The following is a 13,019-nucleotide window of genomic DNA, read 5'->3' on the forward strand; positions in this document are numbered from 1 at the left end:
ACGCATACTTTGCACAGAATCCGCCCTCCCAGCGTGCAAAGTTTGCGGACTCGACGGCGGGCGGAGGCCCGAAGGGGTCAGGCGGGGTAGACGGTTGCGGCGGAGGGCGGAACGTCGAGGGTGATGCGGTCGCCGACGCGGAGGCGGAGGTTGGCCACGTCGGCGGGCGGCACCAGCGCGTCGAGGCGGTCGGTGCGCACGCGGACGAGGTCCGCCTGCGGCTCCAGACCGGTCACCGTCGCGTGGATGCGCTCGGGCCGGTCGCTCCCATCACCGTCGGGCAGCACGCGCACCGCGGACGGACGTACCGCCGCCAGCGCCGGAGCGCCCACCTCCACGCGCTCGACCGCGGTGCCGCGTAGCCTCATCCCGTCGCCGGTGACGAGCCCGTCGGCCGTGCGGGCCCCGGCCACCAGCGTCAGCCCCGACAGCTCCGCAGTGAAGGGGTTCCGTGGCCGTTCGAGCACCTGCCGCATCGGTCCCTGCTCGACCACGCGACCCTCATGCATGACCGCTACTCGGTCGGCGAGGAGGTACGCGTCCAGCGCGTCGTGCGTGACGAGGACCGTCGTGCGCCCCGCCAGCACCCCGGCGAGCGTGCCTCGCAGCTCTGCGGCGACAGCGACATCCAGCGCAGACAGCGGCTCGTCGAGGAGCAGCAGCCTCGGTTCGGCGGCCAGCGCCCGCGCGACCGCGACCCGCTGCGCCTGCCCACCGGACAGCTCCGCGGGCCGCCGGTCGGCGAACTCCGCCGTCGCGGTCCGGCGCATCCACTCCTCGGCTCGCCCGGTGGCGTCGGCCCGGCCGGCACCCGACGACCGGGGCCCGAAGGCCACGTTGTCGCGGACGCTGAGATGCGGGAACAGCAGGGCGTCCTGCGCCAGCAGCGCGACGCCTCGCTGATGCGGCGGCCGCCAGGTGCCGGGGAGGTCGAACAGGGTCTGGTCGCCGAGCGTCGCACGGCCCTCGTCGGGTCGGACGAGCCCGGCCAGCATCCCGAGCACCGTCGACTTGCCCGCGCCGTTCGGCCCGAGCAGGGCGAGCGTCTCGCCGTCGGCGACGGTGAGCTCGACCGCGACGTCCCGCGCGGCGAGCGACGCCGCCAGGTGGAGGCTCACGCCGCCCTCGCGCGAACGTCGGCATCGGCGCTCACCCGGCGCGGTCGGAGCCCCTCGCCCGCTCCGTGGGCGACCGCGACCACGGCGATGGCGACGGCCACCAGCACCAGTGACAGCGCGACGGCGGCGTCGGGATCGTTCTCCCGCTGCAGGTAGATCTCCAGCGGCAGCGTCCGGGTGACCCCCTGCAGACTGCCCGCGAACGTCAGGGTCGCGCCGAACTCGCCGAGCGCCCGAGCGAACGACAGGATCGACCCGGAGACGATCGCCGGAAGCACCAGCGGCAGCGTCACGCGGAACAGCACGGTGGATGGCCGGGCCCCGAGCGTCGCCGCCACCGCCTCGTAGCGCTCCCCGGCAGAGCGCAGTGCGCCCTCCAGGCTGAGCACCAGGAAGGGGAGGGCGACGAACGTCTGCGCGATCACCACCGCGGGCGTCGAGAAGGCGACATCGAGCGCACCGCCGAGGAGTCCACGGCGGCCGTAGAGGGCGAGCAGCGCGAGGCCGCCCACGACCGGCGGCAGCACGAGCGGCAGCAGCACGACCGCCCGCACGACCCGGCTCCCCGTGAACGGCACGCGCGCGAGCACGATCGCCATCGGCACGCCGAGCACCAGGCAGGCGGCGGTCGCGAGCAGCGACGTGCGCAGGCTGAGGAGGAGCGCATCCACCGACGACGGCGAGGTGATGAGGGGGATGAAGTCCGCCCAGTCGACGCGGGCCGCCATCGCGATCAGCGGGAGCACGATGAACAGGCCGCCGACGGCGGCGACCATCACGATCCAGCGCGGAACCCCCAGCCGGATGCTCATCGCCGACCCGTGCCGGTCACGGTGCCCCGAACCCGGCGGCGGCGAGCACCGCGCGCCCCGCGGTCCCGGTCACGTACGCGACGAACGCCCTCGCGCCCGCGGCGTTCGGCGCCTGGGCCACGACGGAGATCGGGTAGACGTTGACGGTCTTCGCCGCCTCCGGGAACGGAACGGATTCGACCGCCGAGCCGGCGCCCTTCACGTCGGTGGCGTAGACGATCCCCGCGTCCGCCTCGCCCGATGTCACTTTGCCGAGGACGTCCGTCACCGACGACTCCTGGCTCACCGGCGTCAGGGTCACGCCGGCCGACTTCTCCACCTTCGCGGTGGCGGCACCGCACGGCACCTGCGGCGCACACACGACCGTCTTGACGGAGGGGGAGGCCAGATCGGCGAAGCCCGTCACGTGCGCCGGGTTGCCGGGCGGCACCGCGATGGCGAGCACGTTCGTCGCGAAGTCGACGGGCGAGCCGCTGGTGACCTTCGCATCCACCGCCTTCGTCATGTTCGCCTGATCGGCCGACGCGAACACGTCCGCCGGAGCGCCGGCGGTCAGCTGCGAGACCAGATCGGAGGAGCCGGCGAACGAGAACGTGACCTTCGTGCCGGGATGCGCGGCCTCGAATCGCGTGCCGAGCTCGGTGAACGTCTTCGTGAGCGAGGCGGCGGCGAACACCGTGATCGTGCCGGTCACGCCGTCCGAGGAGCGCGGAGCCGACGGCGTGGATGCGGCCGGGCTGCTGCATCCGGACAGAGCCAGAGCGACGACTGCGATGGCTGAGACGCCTGCGCTCGCCAGCCGGGCGAACCGACGAGGGCGCGCCTTCATCGGGCCACCGCCGGAGCCTCGACGATGACGTTGGTCGCCTTGACGACGGCGACCGCCACCGACCCGAGCTCGAGGCCCAGCTCGCGCACGGCCTCGCTGCTGATGAGCGACACCACGCGATGCGGGCCGCACTGCAGTTCGACCTGGGCCATCACCCGATCCATGACGATGTCGGTCACGAGCCCGACGAATCGGTTGCGCGCCGAGCCCGCGACGCCGGACGGGTCGCCGGGCAGCACCGCGTTCTGCTTGGCCAGCTGAGCGAGCTCCAGTCCGTCGACGACGGTGCGGCCGGCCTCGTCGCGAGCGCTCCCGAGCACACCGCCGTCGATCCAGCGGCGCACGGTGTCGTCGCTCACACCGAGGTAGAGGGCGGCGTCCTTGATCCGAATCTGCGGCATGGATGCCATCCTACGGCCGCAGATGCGGAAATCGAGCTACAGCCCCACCCACTCCGAGTCGCCGTCGGTGAAGTGCTGCCGCTTCCAGATCGGCACCCGCGCCTTGATGATCTCGACCAGCTCGGCGCACGCGGCGAAGGCCTCGGCGCGGTGCGGCGCGGCGACCGCGGCGATCAGAGCGAGATCGCCGATGGTGAGCGAGCCGACGCGGTGCTGCGCGGCCACCCGCAGCCCGGTCGTCCGTGCGACCTCCTCGCAGCACTCCCGGAGGAACGTCTCCGCCTCGGGATGCGCGCGGTAGTCGAGCGACACGACGCCCTTGCCGCCGTCGTGGTCGCGCACGATCCCCTGGAAGGACACGACGGCCCCGGCATCGGTGCGCCAGACGAACTCGTCGACGGTCGACGGCTCCAGCGGGTCGTCCGTGACGGTGGCCAGGATGTCGCTCATGCGTGGTCTCCTCCCCGCAGCTGGTCGAGCAGGTGCGGGAGCAGGTCGTCCAGCACCGCGAGCCCGTCGGCGACACCGCCGCGCGAGCCGGGCAGGTTGACGACGAGCGTCGGCCCCGCCACACCGACCACCCCGCGGCTGAGGGCGGCGAGAGGCGTGGCGGATGCGCCGCGCGCACGCAGGGCCTCGGCGACGCCCGGAAGCTGCCGGTCGAGCAGTGCGGCAGTGGCCTCGGGTGTGCGGTCGGTGGGCGAGACGCCGGTTCCGCCCGTCGTGATGAGCACGCGGGGACGCTCGGCGACCGCCTGGCGCAGGGCCGCATCCACCTCGGCGTCGGCGACGACTCGCACGTCGGCCGGGAGCCGGCGCTCCGCCAGCCAGTCGGCGATCACCGGGCCGGTGGTGTCCTCGTAGACGCCGGCCGCCGCGCGCGTGGAGGCCACGAGGACGATCGCGGGCGCGGCGACAGCCGGCTCCATGGATGCGGACTCAGCCGGCGCCTCCACCTCCTCGCCATCGCGCCGCCACTCGCCGCGCTTTCCGCCGCTCTTGGCGACCAGCCGGATGTCGGTGAGGCTGGCGGCCGGATCCACCGCCTTGACCATGTCGTGCAGCGTGAGGCCGGCGACCGCGACGGCCGTGAGCGCCTCCATCTCGACGCCCGTGCGACCGTGTGTCCGCGCGACCACCTCGATGTCGATCGCGCCCGCCTCGGCGTCGAGCTCGAAGTCGACGCGCACGCTGTTCAGCGGAAGCGGATGGCAGAGCGGGATGAGCTCGCTCGTGCGCTTCGCCCCGCCGATGCCCGCGATACGCGCGGTGGCCAGAACATCCGCTTTGGGCAGGTCGTCGGCGGCGACCAGGCGGATCACCTCGGGGGTGGTGACGAACCGGCCGCGCGCGACAGCCTCGCGGTCCGTCTCGGGCTTGCCGCCGACGTCGACCATGCGGGCGCGGCCGTCGGAATCGAGGTGGGTGAGCTGCGTCATAGTGTCCAGACTGTCACGGCGGCGCCGGCGTCGAGCGCCTCCGCCTCGGCGGGCACGTCGATGAGGACGTCGGCGCGGGCCATCCCGGCGACGAGGTGCGACGACGGACCGGAGACGGGGGACACGGCACCCGAGTCGTCGAGACTGCCGCGGAGGAACTGGCGCTTCCCGGGGACCGACCGCAGGCCTTCGCTCAGCGCGGCCTCGACCGGGGGCACGGCCGGAAGACCGGCCGCCGCGCGCAACGGGTCGCGGAGGAACACGACGAACGACACCTGCGTGCTGACCGGGTTGCCCGGGAACGCGAACACCGGGACGCCGCCCACCACGGCGGTCGCCTGTGGGCCGCCGGGCTGCATCGCCACGGTCGTCACGTCGGCGCCGTGGGGGAGCAGCACCTCACGGACGACCTCGTAGGCCCCGCGGGAGATGCCGCCGGAGGTGATGACGAGGTCGCTGCGGTGCAACGCGTCGTCCAGGATGCGTTCGAACGCCGCCGGGTCGTCGTCGCTGCTCGCGCGCACCGACACGGTCGCGCCCGCCTCCTCGACGAGCGCCGCGAGGGCGATGCCGTTGGCGTCGTACACCTGTCCGAAGACCGGGGTGCCGGAGCCGACGAGCTCCGTCCCGGTCGTGAGCACGGCCACGCGGAGGCGTGCCCGCACACGAACACTCGCGATGCCCGCGGCCGCGAGGGCGGCGAGGTGCCGGGGGCCGAGCCGGGTGCCTGCCGGGAGGAGCACATCCCCTCGGTGCACGTCGCTCCCGCGCTCGCGCACGTACTCGCCGGCGCGGCGCGACCGGCGGATCTCGACGATCGCCCCGGCCAGGTCGTCGTCGCGGCCGAGCACGAGTTCGGTGTCCTCCACGGGCACGATCGTGTCCGCGCCGGACGGCACGGGTGCGCCCGTCATGATGCGCAGCGCGGTGCCGGCGATCAACGTCATGGGGCTGGTGTGCCCGGCCGGGATGTCGCCCGACACCTCCAGTGCGACGGGCACCGACCGGATGTCGGCCGCGCGCACCGCGTAGCCGTCCATCTGCGAGTTGCGGAACAGCGGGAGGTCGACCTCCGACCGCACCTCGTCGGCGGTCACCCGGCCGAGCGCCGCCTCGAGCGGGACCGTCTCGGCGTCGGGCTCTTCGGAGAGCGGCTCAAGCATCCGCGCGATGATGCCGGCGTGGTCTTCGACGCTGCGCGGGTGCGCGGAGGGATCGCCTGTCATGCGTTCAGTATCCCGCGTCCGTCCGTCCCCGCGGCGTGCTGCTTCGCGGCGCACATTCGTGCCGAATGTGCGTTTACGAGCGCCCATTCCGCACATTCGGCACGAATCGCGGCGTCAGTAGCGGGGCATTCCGGGGTCGATGTCTCGTGCCCAGGCATCGAGGCCGCCGGCGAGCACCAGCCCGGGTCTGCCCGCGTCGGCGAGCAGGCGACGCGCGGTCTCTGCCCGGATGCCGTGGTGGCAGACGATCACGAGCGGCGCGTCGGGCAGCCGCTCGGCCACTCCCACCGCGTCCCGCTCCACGACGCCGAGCGGCACCAGCAGCGAGTCGGGCAGCTCGACGATGTCGGCCTCCCACGGCTCGCGCACGTCCAGCAGCGTGTGCGGCTCACCCGCCACGAGCCGCGCGTGCAGCTCGGCGGGCGACATCGTGTCGGTCACACCGCAGAACAGGTCGTAGTCGATCAACTCCGTGACAGGGGCCGCCTCCGGATCGCGCTCGTAGGTCAGCTCGCGGAACGTTCCGTGCAGACCGTCGTGGATGACGACCCGGCCGAGCAGCGGATCGCCCGTCCCGGTCACCAGCTTGATCGCCTCGCTGACCATCAGCCCGCCGATCACGCCGCACACCGACGGCAGCGCGCCCGCCTCGGCGCAGCTCGCCACGGTGCCCGGCGCGGGCGGCACCGGGAACAGGTCGCGGTAGGTCGGCCCGTGCGCGGCCCAGCTGAGCCCCGCCTGGCCGCCGGTCTGGTGCACGGCGCCCCACACGACGGGGATGCCCGCGAGCGTCGCCGCGTCATCCACCAGATACCGGGTCGGGAAGTTGTCGCTGCCGTCGAGCACCAGGTCGAACCCGACGAGGATGTCCGGCGCGTTCTGCGACGTCAGCCGCTCGGCGTACAGGCGCAGCTCCACCTCGTCGTCCAGGGCGCGCACGGCGTCCGCGGCGGACTCCACTTTGGCGCGCCCGACAGCGGCGGGCGTGTGGATGGCCTGCCGCGGCAGGTTGCTCGGCTCCACCCGGTCGTCGTCGACGATCCCGATCGTTCCGACCCCGGCCGAGGCGAGCAGCGGGAGCACCGCCGAGCCCAGGCCGCCGGCGCCGACGACGAGCACCCGCGCGGCCCGCAGCCGGCGCTGGGCGATCGGCCCGAAGCCGGGCAGCTGCGTGGTGCGGGCGTAGCGGGCCGTCCGCTCGGCGGACAGTTCGGGACCGGGTTCGACCAGAGGCGGGAGGGCCATACGCTCAGCCAATCACACCACCGTGACCCGCACCGAGTGCAGACCGGTCGCGCCGTCGGGCACGACGTCCTGTACGGCGGCCGTCTGCACCTTCCCCTTCGCGTCCGTCGCGCGGACCCGGAGGGTGTGGGCGCCCGGCGTCGCCTCCCAGGCGAACCGCCACTGCCGCCAGGTGTCGGCCGAGATGGCGTCCGCGAGGGTCGCCTGCTGCCAGGGCCCGTCATCCACCTTCACCTGCACCGCGCTGACGCCGACGTGCTGCGACCAGGCCACCCCGGCCACCGCGACGGTCCCGGCCTTCACCTGCCGGCCGGCGGCGGGGACGTCGATCCGGGACGACAGCTTCACCGGCCCGCGCTCCGACCAGCCGCGGTCGGTCCAGTACGAGGTGTGCCGGTCGAAGCGCGTGACCTCCATCGACACCACCCACTTGGTGGCCGACACGTAGCCGTAGAGGCCCGGCACGACCATCCGGACGGGATAGCCGTGCTCGAGCGGCAGCGGCTGGCCGTTCATCCCGACGGCGAGGATGGCGTTGCGCTCATCGGTCAGCGTCTCGATCGGGGTGCTCGCCGTCCACCCGTCCTGGCTGGTCGACAGCACCATGTCGGCGTCGGCGGACGGCTTGGCGCGTGCGAGCAGGTGACGGATCGGGTACCCGAGCCAGGTCGCGTTGCCGATCAGGTCGCCGCCGACCTCGTTGGAGACGCAGGTGAGCGTCGTCGTGGACTCCTCCAGCGGCAGCGCCAGCAGCTGGGCGAAGGTCAGCTCGACCTCGTTCTCGACCATGCCGGTGATGCGGAGTCTCCAGTCGTTCGGGTCGATCCCCGGGATCTGCAGCGCCGTGTCGATGCGGTAGAAGTCGGCGTTCGGCGTGACGATCGGCGACAGCCCCGGGATGTCGAACGACGCTCCGGCCGGGATGGGCGGGGCCGTCTCCGCCGGTTTCGGCAGCCGGATCGCCGCGCGGGTGGCGGAGGCCGCCCGGAAGCCGCCGGCCACCACCTGGCCGACGATCAGAGCGAGCGCTCCTCCGGCTGCGGTCGCGGCGGTCGAGCCGACGAACCGGCGGCGGGAGACCCGGCCGTTCGGCGCGACCCGGGTCGGCTCGGTGTCGCGCAGCATCCGCATGAGCCAGCCGAGAAGCAGGATGGCGACCCCGGCCGCGAGCACCGACGGCAGCGCATCCACGATGCTGTTCCCCGAGCGGGTGACCGCGGCCAGCACCCCGACCGCTCCGCCGAGGCCGATGAGGATGCGTCCGAGCGGCGGCCGCACCCGCTCCAGCCAGCCCGCGATCCCCGCGCCGACAACGACGACGACGGCCAGCGACACGATGAGGAACGCCTTGTCGCCGGTCCCGAACAGGCCGATGACGGCCTCCTTCAGCCACGGCGGCGCGAGGTCGATGAGCAGCGCGCCGACGGTGAGGATCGGGCTGCCGTTCTGCACGACGAACGCACTCACCAGCTCGGCGACGCCGACGCCCGCGACAACGCTCGCGACGCCGGCCCCGGCCGGCCGCCAGATGTCGGACATGGGGCAAACCTATGACCACCGCCTGAGCGCGCGCCACGAGCACGTCGAGCGCGCGCCACGAGTGGCCGCCGCGACGTGGGAGGCTGGGGGCATCATGTCCGATGCCTCGCCGTCCTCCGCCGCACCCCAGAGCCCCCGGCGACTCCGCCTCGAGGACATCCCCGGCTGGGCCGGCCCCGGCTCCGTCACCGAGGACGCCGTGTACGACACGTTCGTCGCCTGGGTGGAGGAGGGCGGCATCCGGCTGTACCCGGCCCAGGACGAGTCGGTGATCGAGATCGTCGGCGGCGCCAATCTCATCCTGAGCACACCCACAGGCACGGGCAAGTCGCTGGTGGCGGTCGGCGCCCATTTCGCGGCGCTCGCCCGCGGGGAGCGCACGTATTACACCGCGCCGATCAAGGCGCTCGTCTCGGAGAAGTTCTTCGCGCTCGCCGACATCTTCGGCGCAGAGAACGTCGGCATGACGACCGGCGACTCGGCGGTGAACCCCGATGCGCCGATCATGTGCGCGACGGCGGAGATCCTGGCGAACCTCGCGCTCCGCCACGGCGACGAGACGCCCGTCGGGCAGGTCGTCATGGATGAGTTCCACTTCTACTCCGACCCCGACCGCGGCTGGGCGTGGCAGGTTCCGCTGCTGACCCTCCCGCACACCCAGTTCGTGCTCATGTCGGCCACCCTCGGTGACGTGACCGCGCTCGCGGAGGACCTGGAGCGCCGCACCGGGCGGACCACCGCGACCGTGACCGGTGTCGAGCGGCCGGTGCCGCTGCACTACTACTACGAGGTCACGCCCGTCCACGAGACGATCGAAGACCTGCTGAGCACCGGTCAGGCTCCGGTCTACGTCGTGCACTTCTCGCAGCTGGCCGCGCTCGAGCGGGCGCAGTCGCTCTCCAGCGCGAAGATCGCCACCCGGGAGCAGCGGGATGCGATCGCCGAGCTGATCGGCGGGTTCCGCTTCACGACGAGCTTCGGCAAGACGCTGTCCCGCCTGCTGCGGCAGGGCATCGGCGTGCACCACGCGGGGATGCTGCCCAAGTACCGCCGGCTCGTCGAGCAGCTCGCCCAGCGCGGGATGCTGCGCGTCATCTGCGGCACGGACACCCTCGGCGTCGGCATCAACGTGCCCATCCGCACTGTGCTCCTCACGGCGCTCACCAAGTTCGACGGCACGCGGATGCGGCAGCTGAACGCCCGAGAGTTCCACCAGATCGCCGGGCGCGCGGGCCGCGCGGGATACGACACCGCCGGCACCGTCGTCGCCCAGGCGCCAGAGCACGAGTCCGAGAACCTGAAGGCGCTGGAGAAGGCCGGGGACGACCCGAAGAAGCGCCGCAAGATCGTCCGCAAGAAGGCGCCGGAGGGCTTCGTCTCGTGGGGCGAGCCGTCGTTCCGGCGTCTGATCGAGGCGGAGCCGGAGACGCTCACCTCCTCCATGCAGATCACCAGCGCCATGCTCATCAACGTGATCGGCCGCGGCGGCGACGTGTACGGGCACGTGCACGCGCTCGTGTTCGACAACCACGAGCCGTGGAAGCGCCAGCTCGCCCTCGCCCGGCGCGCGATCGAGCTGTATCGTTCGCTGCTGACCGCCGGCGTCGTCGAGGCGGTCAGGACCGGCGACGGCGTCGAGATCCGGCTGACCGTGGACCTGCAGCCCAACTTCGCCCTCAACCAGCCGCTGTCGCCGTTCGCGCTCGCCGCCTTCGAACTCTTCGACCGGGAGTCGCCGTCGTACGCGCTCGACATCGTCTCGGTCGTGGAGGCAACGCTCGACGAACCGCGTCCGGTGCTCTCCGCCCAGCAGTTCCAGGCACGCGGCGAGGCCGTCGCGGCGATGAAGGCCGACGGCGTGGAGTACGAGGAGCGCATGGAGGCGCTCGAGGAGGTGACGCATCCCAAGCCCCACGACGTGCTGCTCCACGAGGCGTTCGCCACCTACGCGTCCAGCCAGCCGTGGGTCGCCGACTTCGCGCTCAGCCCGAAGTCGGTCGTCCGCGACCTCTACGAGCGGGCGATGACGTTCGGCGAGTTCATCGCGTTCTACAAGCTAGCGAGGTCGGAGGGCGTGGTGCTCCGCTACCTCTCCGACGCCTACCGGGCGCTCAACCAGACGGTCCCGCTGGAGGCCCGCACGGAGGACCTGCGCGACATCATCGAGTGGCTGGGCGAGCTCGTGCGCCAGGTCGACTCCAGCCTCCTCGACGAGTGGGAAGAACTGGTGCACCCGGATGCGGCCAAGCACGCCGCCGAGTCCACCGAGCTCGCCCCTCCCGCGCCGCGGAACGTCACCACCAACCGGCGCGCCTTCTTCGTGCTGGTGCGCAACGAGCTGTTCCGCCGCATCCAGCTCGCCGCCCTCGACCGCGTCGACGACCTCGGCGCGCTGGAGGCCGAAGCGGCCGCGCTCGCCGGGGGTGCCGTGCCCTTCACGGAGGCGCAATGGGATGCGGCTCTGGAGGGCTACTACGCCGAGCACGACGAGATCCTCACCGACGCCTCCGCGCGCTCGGCACAGATGATCCTGGTGGACGAGAAGCCCGACGGAGCAGAGGGGATCTGGCGGGTGCGCCAGATCATCGCCGACCCCGAGGGCGACCACGACTGGGGCATCACCGCGGACGTCCTCCTCGAGGACTCCGCACGCGAGGGCGTCGCGGTGATCCGGGTCACGGGGGTCGGCCGGTTCTAGCCCCGCGAACGGGGTCGCAGCGGGTTTGACCTGACTGAGGCGTCGTGTGAGTATCGTCACGGTGTCGTAACGCGCCAGGTCCCTTGCATGAACCTCCGATGAACGTTTGCGTCGGGGGAGGCATCCCACACGAGAAAGAGAACGGTGGACCTCACCCTCATCGTCGTGCTGGTCATCGCGCTGGCGCTCTTCTTCGACTTCACGAACGGCTTCCACGACACGGCCAACGCGATGGCGACCCCCATCGCGACGGGCGCCATGCGGCCGAAGGTCGCCGTCGCCCTCGCCGCCGTGCTCAACCTCATCGGAGCGTTCCTCTCCACGGAGGTCGCCAAGACCATCTCCGGCGGCATCATCAAGGAGGGTGAGGGCGGCGTGCAGATCACGCCGGTGCTCATCTTCGCCGGACTCGTCGGGGCGATCGTGTGGAACATGATCACCTGGCTGTACGGTCTGCCGTCGTCGTCCAGCCACGCGCTGTTCGGTGGCCTGATCGGGGCCGCGATCGTCGGCGCCGGGCTCCAATCGGTCGACTTCGTCGTCGTTCTGGACAAGGTCATCCTGCCGGCCATCATCGCGCCGTTCACCGCGGGCGTCGTCGCGTGGAGTGCGACCAAGCTGGCGTACTGGATCACACGGCGCTACGACGGGCGCCCGGACGGCCGCGGTGGCTTCCGGTACGGGCAGATCTTCTCGTCCTCGCTCGTCGCGCTGTCGCACGGCACCAACGACGCCCAGAAGACCATGGGCGTCATCACCCTGACGCTCATCTCCGCGGGCTTCCAGGAGGCCGGGTCCGGGCCGGAGGTCTGGGTCGTCATCGCCTGTGCGCTCGCCATCGCGATCGGCACGTACTCGGGCGGCTGGCGCATCATCCGCACCCTCGGCCGCGGCCTCACCGAGGTGAAGCCGGCGCAGGGATTCGCGGCGGAGACGAGCACGGCGGCCACCATCCTCGCGTCCAGCCACCTCGGCTTCGCCCTCTCGACCACGCAGGTCGCCTCGGGCTCGGTGATCGGCTCCGGTCTGGGCCGGCGCGGGTCGTCGGTGCGGTGGGGCACGGCGGGCCGGATCGCCATCGGCTGGCTGCTGACGCTGCCGTCCGCCGCCATCGTCGGCGCCGTCGCCGGGCTGCTTGCCAACGTCGGACCGATCGGTGTCGTCATCGACACCGTGGTCGGCACTGCCGTCGTCGTCTACATCTTCTGGCGTGCGCGCCGCAATCGCGTCAGCAGCGAGAACGCCGTCAAGCCGCTGCCGGTGCAGGGCAAGAGCGAGGTCGCGGCGTCCGGCAAGGTCGTCAAGATCGAGAAGGTCAAGCCGCTCAAGAAGGAGCGGCGCAGGAGGGAGTCCGCATGATCGACTGGGCGTCCTTCGTCGTCGTCTTCGGCGCAGCGCTGGTCGGCTCGTGCGTCGTCGTAGCTCTCTACGCGCTCGGGACGCGCCTCCTGGCCGCGGCCGGGCGCGCGCTGTTCGTCGAGCCGGTGGAGTTCACCGACGCCATCACCGTGCTGACTCCCGAGCGTGCGGCGAAGCTGCAGCGCAAGGCCGAGAAGGCGCAGCGCAAGAACCCGCTGAGCGCGGGGCAGAAGCGACTCGCGCTGACCGGTGCGTACGCGTGCTTCACGGGTTGCGCGCTGGCCGTCGTGTACGGGCTGTACCTGATCATCCCGTTCTTCCACCAGTAACGGCGGCCCACCCTTCTGGCCGAG

At 72.2% G+C, this 13,019-nt stretch carries 12 protein-coding genes; 3 read left to right on the top strand and 9 right to left on the bottom strand.

Annotated features, from left to right (window positions below; translation table 11 throughout):
• Window positions 1-77: 77 nt before the first annotated feature.
• The 9 genes from AXZ95_RS07515 to AXZ95_RS07555 form a co-directional block, all read right to left on the bottom strand.
• The gene (locus AXZ95_RS07515; RefSeq protein WP_018190414.1) at window positions 78-1,118 is read right to left on the bottom strand and encodes an ABC transporter ATP-binding protein; all 1,041 of its coding nucleotides are present in this window, start codon (window positions 1,116-1,118) and stop codon (window positions 78-80) included.
• Window positions 1,115-1,930 (bottom strand): ABC transporter permease, encoded by an 816-nt coding sequence (locus AXZ95_RS07520; RefSeq protein ID WP_018190415.1) that lies wholly within the window; start codon window positions 1,928-1,930, stop codon window positions 1,115-1,117. Before AXZ95_RS07520 ends, AXZ95_RS07515 begins: the two co-directional genes overlap by 4 nt.
• A gap of 16 nt (window positions 1,931-1,946) precedes the next feature.
• On the bottom strand, window positions 1,947-2,759 hold the full coding sequence (gene modA, locus AXZ95_RS07525) for a molybdate ABC transporter substrate-binding protein (protein WP_018190416.1): 813 nt from the start codon (window positions 2,757-2,759) through the stop codon (window positions 1,947-1,949).
• Window positions 2,756-3,160, bottom strand: coding sequence for a TOBE domain-containing protein (locus AXZ95_RS07530; protein WP_018190417.1), 405 nt, complete (start codon window positions 3,158-3,160; stop codon window positions 2,756-2,758). The genes modA and AXZ95_RS07530 overlap by 4 nt, the downstream gene beginning before the upstream one ends.
• 36 nt (window positions 3,161-3,196) lie before the next feature.
• A complete protein-coding gene (locus tag AXZ95_RS07535; protein WP_018190418.1) occupies window positions 3,197-3,610 on the bottom strand; it encodes a molybdenum cofactor biosynthesis protein MoaE in 414 nt (137 codons plus the stop codon).
• Complete coding sequence (gene moaCB / locus AXZ95_RS07540; protein ID WP_018190419.1) at window positions 3,607-4,599, bottom strand: bifunctional molybdenum cofactor biosynthesis protein MoaC/MoaB; 993 nt, start codon at window positions 4,597-4,599, stop codon at window positions 3,607-3,609. Before moaCB ends, AXZ95_RS07535 begins: the two co-directional genes overlap by 4 nt.
• On the bottom strand, window positions 4,596-5,825 hold the full coding sequence (gene glp, locus AXZ95_RS07545; RefSeq protein WP_018190420.1) for a gephyrin-like molybdotransferase Glp: 1,230 nt from the start codon (window positions 5,823-5,825) through the stop codon (window positions 4,596-4,598). Before glp ends, moaCB begins: the two co-directional genes overlap by 4 nt.
• Window positions 5,826-5,939: 114 nt before the next feature.
• On the bottom strand, window positions 5,940-7,070 hold the full coding sequence (locus AXZ95_RS07550) for a ThiF family adenylyltransferase (RefSeq protein WP_018190421.1): 1,131 nt from the start codon (window positions 7,068-7,070) through the stop codon (window positions 5,940-5,942).
• Between the two features lie 12 nt (window positions 7,071-7,082).
• Complete coding sequence (locus tag AXZ95_RS07555; RefSeq protein WP_018190422.1) at window positions 7,083-8,609, bottom strand: molybdopterin-dependent oxidoreductase; 1,527 nt, start codon at window positions 8,607-8,609, stop codon at window positions 7,083-7,085.
• A 94-nt stretch (window positions 8,610-8,703) separates the two neighbouring features.
• On the opposite strand from AXZ95_RS07555, the gene AXZ95_RS07560 reads away from it, so the two are divergent.
• The 3 genes from AXZ95_RS07560 to AXZ95_RS07570 all read left to right on the top strand — a co-directional run bounded on the left by AXZ95_RS07560 (window position 8,704) and on the right by AXZ95_RS07570 (window position 12,995).
• A complete protein-coding gene (locus tag AXZ95_RS07560) occupies window positions 8,704-11,307 on the top strand; it encodes a DEAD/DEAH box helicase (RefSeq protein ID WP_043742239.1) in 2,604 nt (867 codons plus the stop codon).
• A gap of 144 nt (window positions 11,308-11,451) precedes the next feature.
• Entirely contained in the window at window positions 11,452-12,666 is a 1,215-nt protein-coding gene (locus tag AXZ95_RS07565; RefSeq protein ID WP_018190424.1) for an inorganic phosphate transporter, read from the top strand.
• Window positions 12,663-12,995, top strand: coding sequence for a hypothetical protein (locus tag AXZ95_RS07570; protein ID WP_018190425.1), 333 nt, complete (start codon window positions 12,663-12,665; stop codon window positions 12,993-12,995). Before AXZ95_RS07565 ends, AXZ95_RS07570 begins: the two co-directional genes overlap by 4 nt.
• Window positions 12,996-13,019 lie beyond the last annotated feature (24 nt).

The organism is Leifsonia sp. 115AMFTsu3.1 (genome assembly GCF_004362795.1).
Lineage (GTDB): Bacteria > Actinomycetota > Actinomycetes > Actinomycetales > Microbacteriaceae > Leifsonia.

What these genes read in the sequence shown, in the direction of transcription:
- AXZ95_RS07520 (WP_018190415.1), bottom strand. Translation starts at nt 1,930, where the DNA reads ATGAGCATCCGGCTGGGGGTTCCGCGCTGGATCGTGATGGTCGCCGCC.
- modA (WP_018190416.1), bottom strand. Translation starts at nt 2,759, where the DNA reads ATGAAGGCGCGCCCTCGTCGGTTCGCCCGGCTGGCGAGCGCAGGCGTC.
- AXZ95_RS07530 (WP_018190417.1), bottom strand. Translation starts at nt 3,160, where the DNA reads ATGCCGCAGATTCGGATCAAGGACGCCGCCCTCTACCTCGGTGTGAGC.
- AXZ95_RS07535 (WP_018190418.1), bottom strand. Translation starts at nt 3,610, where the DNA reads ATGAGCGACATCCTGGCCACCGTCACGGACGACCCGCTGGAGCCGTCG.
- moaCB (WP_018190419.1), bottom strand. Translation starts at nt 4,599, where the DNA reads ATGACGCAGCTCACCCACCTCGATTCCGACGGCCGCGCCCGCATGGTC.
- glp (WP_018190420.1), bottom strand. Translation starts at nt 5,825, where the DNA reads ATGACAGGCGATCCCTCCGCGCACCCGCGCAGCGTCGAAGACCACGCC.
- AXZ95_RS07550 (WP_018190421.1), bottom strand. Translation starts at nt 7,070, where the DNA reads ATGGCCCTCCCGCCTCTGGTCGAACCCGGTCCCGAACTGTCCGCCGAG.
- AXZ95_RS07555 (WP_018190422.1), bottom strand. Translation starts at nt 8,609, where the DNA reads ATGTCCGACATCTGGCGGCCGGCCGGGGCCGGCGTCGCGAGCGTTGTC.
- AXZ95_RS07560 (WP_043742239.1), top strand. Translation starts at nt 8,704, where the DNA reads ATGTCCGATGCCTCGCCGTCCTCCGCCGCACCCCAGAGCCCCCGGCGA.
- AXZ95_RS07570 (WP_018190425.1), top strand. Translation starts at nt 12,663, where the DNA reads ATGATCGACTGGGCGTCCTTCGTCGTCGTCTTCGGCGCAGCGCTGGTC.